General features: G+C 69.4%; 11 protein-coding genes. 8 read left to right on the forward strand and 3 right to left on the reverse strand.

Annotation, left to right across the window (positions count from 1 at the left end):
• Nucleotides 1-23: 23 nt before the first annotated feature.
• Nucleotides 24-674, reverse strand: a complete 651-nt coding sequence (locus ACIRCZ_RS06335; protein WP_402850778.1) for a hypothetical protein — start codon at nucleotides 672-674, stop codon at nucleotides 24-26.
• 47 nt (nucleotides 675-721) lie between these two features.
• Nucleotides 722-2824, reverse strand: coding sequence for an alpha/beta hydrolase (locus ACIRCZ_RS06340; RefSeq protein ID WP_402850781.1), 2103 nt, complete (start codon nucleotides 2822-2824; stop codon nucleotides 722-724).
• Nucleotides 2825-3174: 350 nt separating this feature from the next.
• Between ACIRCZ_RS06340 and ACIRCZ_RS06345 the strand changes: the two genes are divergently transcribed.
• From ACIRCZ_RS06345 to ACIRCZ_RS06375, 7 genes are all read left to right on the forward strand, one after another.
• On the forward strand, nucleotides 3175-3975 hold the full coding sequence (locus ACIRCZ_RS06345) for an NrtR DNA-binding winged helix domain-containing protein (protein ID WP_402850784.1): 801 nt from the start codon (nucleotides 3175-3177) through the stop codon (nucleotides 3973-3975).
• Between the two features lie 6 nt (nucleotides 3976-3981).
• Nucleotides 3982-5280 carry a quinolinate synthase NadA gene (gene nadA / locus ACIRCZ_RS06350; protein ID WP_402850787.1) on the forward strand — a complete coding sequence of 433 codons (1299 nt, stop codon included), beginning with the start codon at nucleotides 3982-3984 and terminating at the stop codon, nucleotides 5278-5280.
• A gap of 2 nt (nucleotides 5281-5282) precedes the next feature.
• Entirely contained in the window at nucleotides 5283-6869 is a 1587-nt protein-coding gene (gene nadB / locus ACIRCZ_RS06355) for an L-aspartate oxidase (protein ID WP_402850790.1), read from the forward strand.
• Nucleotides 6863-7723 (forward strand): carboxylating nicotinate-nucleotide diphosphorylase, encoded by an 861-nt coding sequence (nadC, locus tag ACIRCZ_RS06360; RefSeq protein ID WP_402850793.1) that lies wholly within the window; start codon nucleotides 6863-6865, stop codon nucleotides 7721-7723. Before nadB ends, nadC begins: the two co-directional genes overlap by 7 nt.
• On the forward strand, nucleotides 7720-8862 hold the full coding sequence (locus tag ACIRCZ_RS06365; protein ID WP_402850796.1) for a cysteine desulfurase family protein: 1143 nt from the start codon (nucleotides 7720-7722) through the stop codon (nucleotides 8860-8862). The genes nadC and ACIRCZ_RS06365 overlap by 4 nt, the downstream gene beginning before the upstream one ends.
• A 234-nt stretch (nucleotides 8863-9096) precedes the next feature.
• Nucleotides 9097-10563, forward strand: a complete 1467-nt coding sequence (locus ACIRCZ_RS06370; protein ID WP_402851679.1) for an MDR family MFS transporter — start codon at nucleotides 9097-9099, stop codon at nucleotides 10561-10563.
• 41 nt (nucleotides 10564-10604) lie between these two features.
• Complete coding sequence (locus tag ACIRCZ_RS06375; RefSeq protein WP_402850799.1) at nucleotides 10605-10967, forward strand: iron chaperone; 363 nt, start codon at nucleotides 10605-10607, stop codon at nucleotides 10965-10967.
• Here the strand turns inward: ACIRCZ_RS06375 and ACIRCZ_RS06380 are convergent.
• On the reverse strand, nucleotides 10964-11701 hold the full coding sequence (locus tag ACIRCZ_RS06380) for a class I SAM-dependent methyltransferase (RefSeq protein WP_402850802.1): 738 nt from the start codon (nucleotides 11699-11701) through the stop codon (nucleotides 10964-10966). The genes ACIRCZ_RS06375 and ACIRCZ_RS06380 overlap by 4 nt on opposite strands.
• An 85-nt stretch (nucleotides 11702-11786) precedes the next feature.
• On the opposite strand from ACIRCZ_RS06380, the gene ACIRCZ_RS06385 reads away from it, so the two are divergent.
• Nucleotides 11787-12356 carry a carboxymuconolactone decarboxylase family protein gene (locus ACIRCZ_RS06385; RefSeq protein ID WP_402850805.1) on the forward strand — a complete coding sequence of 190 codons (570 nt, stop codon included), beginning with the start codon at nucleotides 11787-11789 and terminating at the stop codon, nucleotides 12354-12356.
• Nucleotides 12357-12378 lie beyond the last annotated feature (22 nt).

The following is a 12378-nucleotide window of genomic DNA, read 5'->3' on the forward strand; positions in this document are numbered from 1 at the left end:
TGGCACGGTCCGTCGTAGCCGAGTCACATCCACGAGAACCACTCATCGGCGCCCGCTGCGGGGGCATCCGCCCCGGCAGCAGGCGACGGAGACGGCGTTGGAGACGGTGAGCGCGGATTCCGCAGCGACTTCTCACGCGCCCACGTGTCGATGGAGGGATCGGTAGAGCACTCCGACGAAACATCGATGGCCACTTGAGTGCTTGTAGCGGTGAGTCCGTAATACACCCCGTCCGATCGCACAGCACGGATCGAGACATCCATTTTGCCGGAGGGCGAGGTCCAATCGACGGTGCGCGTCACCGTGAACCCTTCGCTCTCCCAATACGCGGTGAGCTTGTCCGCAATCGGATGCGGGTCCTCCTCGAACGCAGCATGCATCACGTCGGCGTCGACCTGGTGAGCGGTCTTCGCCCCGACCGTCCCACACGGCGACAGGGCGACTTCCTCTGCGGCCGGATCCCAGGGCTTGCCGTCCAGGATCGCGCCACGGAACCAGCCCTCCGTGACACCGGTCGCAGCGATCGCAGCGTCGGTGAGATTCGCCCACTGCGTCAACAACTCCGTGATCGTCTTCTGCGGCGCACCCGGAGTCTGCGGAACAGGATCACTCAAAACAGGAACAGACACACACCCTCCCAAAACCGACATCACCACTGCTGCGGCAGCAGCCACGGCACACATCTTCTCGAAGCAAGCAACGAACTCTGCCGGCCTCCAACTCATCGGGTGGACCTCAAGCCACCGGCTACGTTGTCGGGCAGACCGATCGTTGTATAGCTCGCGTTCCGCAAGGCCTCCGTTCCCTTGTCGAAGTAGCCGGAGCCTTCCGGTGCGATCCCGTTGAGGGCGTTCGGCCCGTCCGTGTTCTCACCCAAGACGCCGTGGCCCTTGGTCTGCTTCAACACTTCACCGCTCGGCAGAACCGTCCCCTCGGACGAGAACGACTGCGCACCACTCATCGACTTCGGCATGGTCAACCCCGTCACCGGCATTGCGAAAAGCGTCCCCGGATTGGCAAGCGCCTCGGGGTTCGGTTCCGCACGCCCGCCCACCGCCGAACCGAACGGCGCGAGGAAGTCCAACTGAGCCGATGTGGTGTAGATCGCGGGCTGTTCGCCCGCCTGCTTCACCCGGAGATCCGACAAGGACGTGACCACCTGCGTGTCGATCCCCGCCGATCCCAGCATCGTGAACGAATCCACCGCGTGTGTGACCCGTGTCAACGCATCCGCGGCCATCGTCGTCCCGTACGAATGAGCCACCACCGACACACACGGGAACGACGCGGACGCAGACGCCGAACGGGTGGCGTGCGTCCCGTCCAGTTCGTTCGCGAACCGCCACGACCCGTCCTGCGCCGACGCCGGAGTGCTCACACTCACCAGATCCGGAGTGTCATACCCCAACCACCCCACCACAGCATGTGAACGAGCACCATCAAGATGCCTCTGTTCGCGGTTCAGGTTTCTCGCGGCGCGCGACCAGCCTTCGGTCGCATCCGCCGCGTCGGAGTTCATCCCGGGAGCCGCCCACGTCACCGTGTCCGCTGTGTCCAGGTCGCCGTACCCGACCGCGACCATCGGCACCGTCGCGTCCAGGTTGAGGGACACCAACGATGCTGACGGGTCGGCAAGGATCTTCTCAAGAGCGACCAGCACCTTCCGCTGCTCCGGAGTCAGGCTGATCGCGCGCAGCAGCGCCACTTCGTAGACGGCGCGATTGCAACGGTCGCGAACCCCGTACGGCAGCCCGGCCAGGTTGCCCAAGACGCCAGGCGCCGCCGTCTCGAACGCGTCCTTCGCCTCGTCCCCGAGGCTCGACCACCATTTCGCGACCTGGCCCGCGGACGGTGGATGCTCCCAGAACTGCTGGACGAGCTTCGGATTGGACGCCTCGAGCGCTGCCAACTCCTCGGGAGTCAAACGCTGCAACGTGGCCATCAGGGACGCGTTCACGCTCGCAGAGACGGAAATGTGCGAGAGCTTGCCGACGACCGACGCGAATGCCTGCAGCTCCGGCTGCTGAACAGGCGCCAACGCTCCATGCAACGCAGCGTCCAGAGCGTCAGCGAAGGTCTTCTCTGCCTCGCTGTACTCCCGCCTCGCCCGCTCGGCTCTCCGCTTGGCGTCATCCAGCCGCTCCTGCGCGTCTTCTACCGTGAAGCGCGCGCTCGCCAGCTTGTCGCTCGCGTCCTGCTCCCGCAGCCGGGCAGACGTCACCTCCCCATGCCCAGGAGCAGAGGACCCCGGCGCAGGCTTCTCGCGCGAGTTGTACGCCTTCTCCAGCGCCCGCAACGCCGCCGACAACGCAGCCTGCTCGGCGCCCAGCGCCGCCACCGACGCCTCGGCCGCTTCCAGATCTGCCAGCGCCTCCTCAGCGTCGCGCAACGCACGATCCGCGTCACCCTGCGCGAACATCATCGACGACGACCATCTGGTCGCCGCCTCGACGCCCTCGGTGTGCCGTGCAGCCGCCTGCGCCGCTGCAGCCTCCAGTGCGCGCAACCGAGCAGAGAACACGTCAGCGGCCAGCCCCGACCACGACGACGCCCCGAGGTTCGTGTCCAGCACCTGTCTCGCCACCACCGACTGACGCTCGAGCCTGCCCGACCAGGTGCGCAAGTGAACGACCAGGGCCTCCACCATGTCCTGATCACCCGGCGCCGGATCCGTGTCGAACCCGACCGGCGACCAGTCCGCCCATCTAGAACCCATGAAAGCCGCCCCGATCGCTCCGGAACGCGTGGGCATCCGCCGCATCCCGACGAAGATACGTATCCGCCGCCAGGTCAAGAGCGCCGCCGAGCCCTGCGACCAGCTCATCGATCGTCGACTGACCGCGGACCCAGTAGCCCTCGAACCTGCTCACAGCGCCCAAAGCGACCGATGCGCCGAACCCGTCGGACTCATCCGCCGACGGACGAGATCCGGTGACGGCGCCCTTCAGCGCTTTCGCGCCCGCCCTCAACTGATCCGCATCGACACCGACCGATCTGACCATCTGCCCTCCAAACATTTTCACACATTACTGCAGAGGAAGCATAGCGACAAATATGTGACATGGCTTGCGTCCATCCCAGAGGGTCGAACGTGGGGTTTGTGGTTCTGGTCGAGATGACACTAAGATGAGTGCACCTTAGGGTCACGGTGACTTTTAGTGAGGGAGGGGCCGCATGGCAGCGAACAGTGAGCGCGTCAGCGCGGTGCTCGCCGTGTCCACGGTGATCTTCTCGCTCCGCAACGACGACCAGACCGGCGACATCGCGAGCGTGTGGCTTCCGCTCGTCCGCCGCGTTCGCCAGCCGTTCGAGGGATGCTGGGCGCTGCCGGGCGGGCCGCTGCACGGCGAGGAGGATCTCGCCTTCGCCGCCGCCCGCACCCTCAACGACACCACCGGACTCACCCCGCGCTACCTGGAGCAGCTCTACGCGTTCGGCGACGCCTCCCGCTCGACGGGCGCTGAGCGCGTCGTCTCGATCGTCTACTGGGCGCTGGTCCGCAGCGAGGAGGCCGCGCTCGCGAGCGTCGGCGAGAACGTGCGCTGGTTCCCAGCGGACGACCTGCCGAGCCTCGCCTTCGACCACAAGCTCATCGTCGAGTACGCCCTCTGGCGGCTGCGCACGAAGATGGAGTACTCGCGCATCGCGCACGCCTTCCTCGGCGAGACGTTCACCCTCGCCCAGCTCCGCGAGGTGCACGAGGCCGTGCTCGGCCGGCCGCTCGACCCCGCCAACTTCCGGCGCACCATCGAGGGCTCCGGCGCCGTGGTCGCCACCGACCAGTACCTCACCGGCACCAGGCACCGGCCGCCGCGCCTCTACCGGTACAACGACTCCATCGACCTGGCCGACGCCGGCCCGCTCCCCCGCCAGCAGCATCCGTTCGCACCCCCAGCAGCCACATCCCCAGCACCAACATCCCCCGCAGCTTCGTCCCCCGCATCGACACCAGCAGCAGCACCCGTTCGAGAGTAGAGAAGAATGAGCACCATCGCCTCGGTCGACACCACCATCCAGCTCATCGCCACCGGCGAGCTGAACGGCGAGACCTGCACCCCCGACCTCGTCGACGCCCCGTGGACGTTCGACTCCCTGGCGCCCTCGTACGGCCCAGGCGCGTCGATGGCCGATCCCATCCCGGTGGATGCTCCCCGCCAGGGCGAGCTGCCCGACGAGTACCGCACCGCCTCCGCGGAGGAACTGCACGACCGCATCATGGCCGCGAAGGCCACCCTCGGCGACCGGGTGGTGACCCTCGGCCACTTCTACCAGCGCGACGAGGTGGTGCAGTACGCGGACTTCGTCGGCGACTCGTTCCAGCTCGCCAACGCTGCCAAGGCCAAGCCGGAGGCGGAGGCGATCGTCTTCTGCGGCGTGCACTTCATGGCGGAGACCGCCGACATCATCTCCCGGCCGGAGCAGGCGGTCATCCTGCCGAACCTCGCCGCCGGGTGCTCGATGGCCGACATGGCCGACATCGACTCGGTGACCGAGTGCTGGGAGCAGCTCGAGGAGCTGTACGGCACCGAGCCGGATGCGGACGGCCGCGTTCCCGTCATCCCTGTCACCTATATGAACTCCTCTGCGGCGCTCAAGGGCTTCTGCGGTGAGCACGGCGGCATCGTCTGCACCTCGTCCAACGCAGAGACCGTGCTGAAGTGGGCGTTCGAGCGCGGCCAGCGCGTCCTGTTCTTCCCCGACCAGCACCTCGGCCGCAACACGGCGAAGGCGATGGGCGTGCCCGTCGAGCAGATGCCGCTGTGGAACCCGCGCAAGCCGCTCGGCGGCAGCGACGAGGACACCCTGCAGGATGCACGGGTCATCCTCTGGCACGGCTTCTGCTCCGTGCACAAGCGCTTCACGGTCGGTCAGATCGAGCACGCCCGCGCCGAGTTCCCCGGCGTGCGCGTGATCGTGCACCCGGAGTGCCCGATGGCCGTCGTCGACGCCGCGGACGAGTACGGCTCGACCGACTACATCGTCAAGGCCATCGCGGCCGCCCCCGCAGGGTCGACGTTCGCGATCGGCACCGAGATCAACCTGGTGCAGCGGCTGGCGGCGCAGTTCCCGCAGCACACCATCTTCTGCCTCGACTCGGTGGTCTGCCCGTGCTCGACCATGTACCGCATCCACCCCGGCTACCTGGCCTGGGTGCTGGAGGGGCTGGTGCGCGGCGAGGTGCTGAACCGCATCCAGGTCGGACCTGAGGTGGCGGAGCCCGCGCGGGTCGCGCTGGAGCGCATGCTCGCCGCGCGGCCGGACACCACGATGGCGGCCTGATCATGTCGCGGATCGTGGTGGTCGGCAGCGGCATCGCCGGGCTCGTCGCCGCCGTGGAGGCGAGCAGGACGCACAGCGTCACGCTCGTGACGAAGGCCGAGCTCGCCGAGAGCAACACGGCGTACGCGCAGGGCGGGATCGCCGCGGCCTACTTCCCTGACGACAGCGTCGCGTCGCACGTGGACGACACGCTGCGCGCCGGGGCGGGCCTCAACGTGCGGGATGCGGTGGTCGCCCTCTGTGCGGAGGGCCCAGACCGCATCCGCGACCTCCTCGCGTTCGGAGTCGCGTTCGACCGCTCCGGCGGCGACCTGGCTCGCGGGCTGGAGGCGGCGCACTCGAACGCGCGCGTGCTGCACGCCGGCGGGGATGCGACCGGCGCCGAGATCGAGCGTGCGCTGGTGCGCGCTGTTCGCGCCTCCGGCGCGCGCATCGTGGAGCAGGCGTTCCTCTGCGACCTCGTCGTGGCGGACGGAGCCGTCACCGGCGTCGAACTGCTCCTGGCCGACGGGACGGCCGACGTGCTCGACGCCGACGCGGTGATCCTCGCCAGCGGCGGCGCAGGCCAGCTCTACGCGCACACCACCAATCCGGCGGTGACCACCGGGGACGGGGTCGCAGCCGCCTGGCGGGCCGGCGCGGCCGTCGCCGACCTGGAGTTCTACCAGTTCCACCCCACCGCGCTCGCGATCCCCGGCTCGTTCCTGGTGTCGGAGGCCGTGCGCGGCGAGGGCGCCGTGCTGCGCAACGCGCGCGGCGAGCGCTTCATGCTCGACGTGCATCCCGATGCGGAGCTCGCCCCGCGCGACGTGGTCGCCCGCGGCATCGCCGTGGAGATGGCAGCGCAGGGCGGCCGTCCCGTCGTGCTCGACGCGACCGCGCTCGGCGCGGAGTTCCTGGCCAGGCGCTTCCCCACCATCGACGCCGCCTGCCGCGCAGCCGGGATGGACTGGTCCCGCGAGCCGGTTCCCGTCACGCCGGCCGCCCACTACTGGATGGGCGGCGTCGCCACCGACACCAGCGGACGCACAACGCTCCCCGGCCTGTACGCGGTCGGAGAGGTGGCATGCACCGGAGCGCACGGGGCGAACAGGCTCGCATCGAACTCGCTGCTGGAGGGACTGGTGTTCGCGCACAGGGCCGTGGCGGCGATCGACGAGAGCGGGGCGTGGCCGAATGCGGTCGCTTGGCCGGAGGCACCGGCGTGGCTGGACGGCGCGCTCGTCGCCGCCACCCCCGGCGAGCACGTGGATGCGGTCCCCGTCGACCGGGCGCAGCTCCAGACGCTGCTCTGGGACACGGCAGGCGTGCACCGCGACCGGGAACGGCTCGAAGCCGCGGCCGGCGTGCTCGCCGGGTGGCGCGCATCCACGGCAGGCGGACGCACGCGCCGTGAGCGCGAGGACGCCAACCTGCTCGGCCTGGCCAGGCTCGTCGTCTCGTCCGCGCTCGGCCGCGAGGAGTCGCGCGGCGCGCATTTCCGCTCCGATTTCCCCTCCACGGCCGCCGAGGCGCGGCACACTGCGCGCACTGCAGACGCGGCCGACGCAGCCCTGTTGATCGACACCGAGGTGACCGTTTCATGCTGACCGACCAGATCATCCAGACCGTCGTGCGAGCGGCGCTCGTCGAGGACGCGCCGTGGGGCGACGTCACCTCGTCGCTGCTCATTCCGGAGACGGCATCCGCAACGGCTCGGCTGGCGGCGAGGGAGCCTGGCACGTTCTCCGGCGGCGCCGTGTTCGCCGCGGCCATGACCATCACCGACCCGAGCATCGTCGTGGACCTCGCCGTCGCGGACGGCGAAGCGTTCCAGGCCGGCGACACCCTCGCGACCGTGTCCGGGCCGGCACGTTCCGTGCTGCAGGCCGAGCGGGTCGCGCTCAACTTCGTGCAGCGGATGAGCGGCATCGCGACGCTCACGGCGTCGTACGTCGCCGAGGTCGCCCACACGAAAGCGCGGATCGTGGACACCAGGAAGACCACGCCGGGGCTGCGCGCCTTCGAGCGTCACGCCGTGCGCTCCGGCGGCGGGCACAACCACCGGTTCTCGCTGTCAGACGCCGTGATGGCGAAGGACAACCACCTCGCCGTGCTCACCGGGCAGTCAGGGCTGTCGGTGACGGATGCGCTGCTCGCCGTGCGCGCGCAGCTCTCGCACACGACGCATCTGGAGGTCGAGGTGGACAGGATCGACCAGATCGAGCCGGTCCTCGCCGCGGGGATCGACACGATCATGCTCGACAACTTCACGGTCGAGCAGCTCCGCGATGGCGTCGCGCTCGTGGCGGGGAGGGCACTGGTGGATGCGAGCGGCAACGTGAACCTGTCGACGGTGCGCGCCGTCGCGGAGACCGGCGTCGACGTCATCTCGGTCGGCGCGCTCACGCACAGCGTCCGCGCGCTCGATCTCGGGCTCGACGTGGTGGTCGCGACGCCATGATCTACCTCGACGCGGCGGCCACCTCGGCGGTGCGTCGCGAGGTGCTCGAGGCGATGTGGCCGTACCTGACCGGCGACTTCGGCAACCCGTCCAGCCACCACGGTGTCGGCGAGTCCGCTGCTCGGGCGCTGGCCGACGCGCGCGCGACGGTGGCGTCGTGGCTCGGCTGCCGCGCATCCGAAGTCGTGTTCACCTCCGGCGGCACGGAGGCGGACAACCTCGCGGTCAAGGGCATCGCCATCGCCTCCCCGCGCGGCCGTCACATCGTCACGACGCCGATCGAGCACGAGGCCGTGCTCGCCTCTGCGGACTACCTGGCGCGGCAGCACGGCTTCACCGTGGACGTCGCGCCTGTCGGCAGGGACGGACTGGTGGACGTCGACGCGTTCGCCGCGCTGCTGCGTCCGGACACGACGCTCGCGAGCGTGATGCTCGCCAACAACGAGGTCGGCACCGTGCAGCCGATCGCCGAACTGGCCGCCATGACGCGCGAGCTGCGCATCCCGTTCCACACCGACGCCGTGCAGGCGGCCGGCTGGCTGCCGCTCGACGTTGGAAGCCTCGGCGTGGATGCGCTCAGTATTTCCGGCCACAAGCTCGGCGCTCCGAAGGGCATCGGCGCGCTGTACGTGCGCGGGCGCATCCCCGTCGAGCCCGTGCTGCACGGCGGAGGGCAGGAACGCGGCCGCCGTTCTGGGACGGAGAACGTCGCCGGTGCTGTGGGGCTCGCCGCTGCCGTCTGGCTGGCGACCGAGCATCAGGCGGCCAACGCTCTGGCCGCGACGACAGCGCGGGATGCGTTCGTCGCCGCCGTGCTCGCCGAGGTTCCGGATGCGCGCCTCACCGGGCATCCGTCGTCCCGCCTTCCCGGCACAGCGTCGTTCGTGTTCCCCGGCAGCAACGGGGAGACCATCCTGCTCGAGCTGGAGCGCCGCGGCGTGGTCTCGTCGAGCGGGTCGGCGTGCGCGGCGGGAAGCGAGGACGCGTCGCACGTGCTGCTCGCCCTCGGCTACGACGAGGACGTGGCGCGCACAGCCGTGCGGTTCTCCTGGGGACCAGAGGTGGATGCGGCGACGCTCGCCTCCGTCGCCCCTGCGGTCCGCGACGCAGTGCGGGAAGTGGCCGGGCTTCGGCGCTGAGCCGGGCTGCGGCGCTGAGCCAGGCTGCGGCGCTGGGCCAGGCGTCCGCGGATGCGCACGCATGGATTACGCGCAGAGTGAACGCGGCGAACGTTAACGCTGCCGAAACCCGGCATGTCAGTGCTCTTCACTACGCTCGAATCCGTGACCGAGAACACCCCTCCTGCGCCCGAGGCGCTCGCCGACCCCGCCTTCGACGACCACGCGGCCGCCGAACGCGCCGCCGACAGCCGGGTGGGCGAAGCCGCACCGGTCGGAACCGTCGCTGCCCCCGATCACACCAAGCGCAACAACCGGGTGATCTGGCTGCTGCTGTCGGCCACCTTCGTCGTCATCCTCAACGAGACGATCATGTCGGTCGCCATCCCCAAGCTGATGGACGACCTCAGGGTCGACGCGCTCGCCGCCCAGTGGCTGTCCACGGCGTTCATGCTCACGATGGCGGTGGTCATCCCGATCACCGGGTTCCTGCTGCAGCGGTTCAGCACGCGCAGCATCTTCATCGCCGCGATGAGCCTGTTCTCGCTCGGAACGCTGTCCGCCGCGATCGCCCCCGGGTTCGGTCTGCTCGTCGTCGCCCGCGTGATCCAGGCGTCCGGCACCGCGATCATGATCCCCCTGCTGATGACGACGCTGATGACCCTGGTGCCGCCCGCGAAGCGCGGCCGCACGATGGGCAACGTCTCCATCGTCATCTCCGTCGCGCCCGCCATCGGCCCGACCATCTCCGGCTTCATCCTCAACTACCTCGACTGGCGCTGGATCTTCCTGATCGTGCTGCCGATCGCCGTGGTCATGCTGCTCATCGGCATCAGGTTCGTCGAGAACGTGACCGAGCCGCAGAAGGTCAAGATCGACGTGCTCTCGGTGATCCTCTCCGCGTTCGGTTTCGGCGGGCTGCTCTACGGCCTCACCCAGACCGCTGAGTCCGGCCCTGGCTCGTCCCCTGTGGTGATGTGGGTGTCGATCGTGGTCGGCGTCGTGGCTCTCGCCGCGTTCATCCTGCGTCAGCTGCTGCTGCAGCGACAGGACAGGGCGCTGCTCGACCTGCGCACCTTCCGGTCTCCCATCTTCACGGTGTCGATCGTGCTCATGGCGATCAGCACGGCGGCGATGTTCGGTGTGATCATCGTGCTCCCGCTCTACCTGCAGCACGTCCTGCACCTCGACACGCTCGCGACCGGGCTGCTGCTCCTGCCCGGCGGGCTGGTGATGGGGCTGATCGCGCCGTTCGTCGGACGCATCTACGACAGGTTCGGCCCGCGCGTGCTGGTGGTGCCCGGCGCGATCCTGGTCAGCCTGGTGCTGTGGGGGTTCACGCTCATCACCGAGCACACGTCGCAGTATCTGGTTCTCGCCGGACACGTCACGTTGAGCATCGGCCTGGCGCTGATGTTCACACCGCTGTTCACCGCCGGCCTCGGCGCCGTGCCGCCGAACCTGTACTCGCACGGCAGCGCGATCGTCGGCACGGTGCAGCAGGTTGCAGGAGCAGCGGGAACGGCGCTGCTCGTCGCGATCATGTCGGTTCACACGGCCACGCTGGTCGGTTCCGGCGTCAGCATCGACGCGGCGACCGCCGGCGGCATCAGGGCGGCGTTCCTGGCGGCGGCGATCATCTCGCTGTTCGGGGTGGTCGGTGCCTTCTTCATCCGCAAACCGGCCGATGTGATCGCGCCGGAAGGACACTTCGCGCACTGACATCGCGCGGGGGCGTCGCGGCAACCGGTCGGGAGGTCAGCATGGCACGTGGGGTCGAAGCGGACACGGTCGAGGAATACCTCGACAGGATCGGGGAGCCGTTCTCGGCAGCGCTGCGCACGGTCCGCGACCGCATCGTGGAACTCCTGCCGGAGGCCGAGCAGGTCATCAGCTACCGGGTGCCGGTGTTCCGCTATCACGGCAGGGGGCTGATCGGCCTCTCGGCCACGGCGAAGGAGTGCAGTCTGCTGCTGATGAGTCCCCCTGCCGCCGCCGCGCTGGATGGCGCGCTCGGCGAGGGCTCGTTCAGCGGCGCGACCCTGCACTTCCCGCCGGATGCGCCGCTCGGCGTCGACACGCTGCGCACGATCATCGCGTACCGCGTCGCAGAGGCGGCGCGCTAGACGGGGCGGGCCTCGGCGACCACGATCAGCTCGGTGGTGCTGTCGGTGACAGGGCCACGCGTCCAGTCGCCGTAGACGGAGCGCACCCCGAATCCAGCGCCGACGAGGGATGCACGCAGCTCCTCCTCCGTGCGGAAGCGCAGCGCGCCTTCGTCTGTGAGGTGTTCGCCGTCCGGCAGTACGTAGTGGCCGATGAGGCCGACCACCCCTGCGGACTCCCCCGCGACCTCGTTCCAGGCGATCACCTGCCCGGCGTCGGTCTCGATGACCTCGCGGCCGTCGTCCCAGCCCAGCCATGCCCGAGCGCGCGGGTCGCGGCTCTCGAACACGAGGAGTCCGCCTGGCTTCAGCGCACGGCGGGCCGCGGTGAGCGCATCCAGCCAGGCGTCGTCCGTGACGAACACCTGGGCGACGTGGCCCGTCATGATCGCCAGGTCGGCGTCGGCAGCGGGCAGGGCGCTCGCGTCGGCCGTCAGCCACTCGACCAGATCGCCGCCATCGCGGGCGCGGGCGATCTGGAGCATGGCGTCCGCCGGGTCGACCCCGAGCATCCGGTGGCCTCTGCGCGCCAGCTCGACGGTCAGCAGCCCCGTGCCGCATCCGATGTCCACGATGCGGGAGCCAGGATGCTCGTCGCCGAATGCCAGGTAGAACTCGGTGTCGGCCGCGTAGGGATTCATCCGGTCGTAGAAGGCGGCGAGACGGGGGTCACGGTAGCTGGCATCCTCGGTCACGGCTCAACGCTAGCGGGGACGCCGGCGCGGTGCGACCATGGGGAGGGGTCCTGCGACTCAGCGGAAAGCGAAGAAGGAGGACGATATGTCCATCATCTCGACGACAGCACCGGAGGACGCGGAGGGCGACGTCGCCGCGATCTACGCCAAAGACGAGCGCGACCTCGGCTACGTCGCTTCGCACACCCGAGCGATGGCCGTGAACCCTGAGGCGTACCTGGCCTGGGAGCAGCTCGTTCGAGCCCTCGTCTCCCAGCTCGGAATGCGCCGCTACGAGCTGGTCACGCTCGCCGCCGCCCAGGGCACCCACTCCGAGCACTGCCGGCTCGCGCACGGCCGCAAGACGCTTCCCCTGATCGAGGAGGACCAGCTGGAACGCGTGGCCCGCGACTACCACGACGCAGACCTGAGCGAGGCGGAGGTGGCGATGATGGAGTACGCGGAGCGCATCGGCCGCGACGCGTACGCGATGACGGATGCGGACAGCCTGCGGCTGCGCGAGCTGGGCTTCACCGACAGGGAGATCGTCGACATCACTCTCGCGGCCGCCGCCCGCAACTACTTCAGCAGGGCGATCCAGGCCCTCGCCGTCGACGTGGATGTGCCGCCAGGACTCAGCGACCGGCTGCGCGGCGCGCTGCTCGCTCCCCTCTGAGGCGCGCTGTTCGCTAGTGTCG

The sequence above is a fragment of the Leifsonia sp. NPDC102414 genome (assembly GCF_044765685.1).
Lineage (GTDB): Bacteria > Actinomycetota > Actinomycetes > Actinomycetales > Microbacteriaceae > Leifsonia.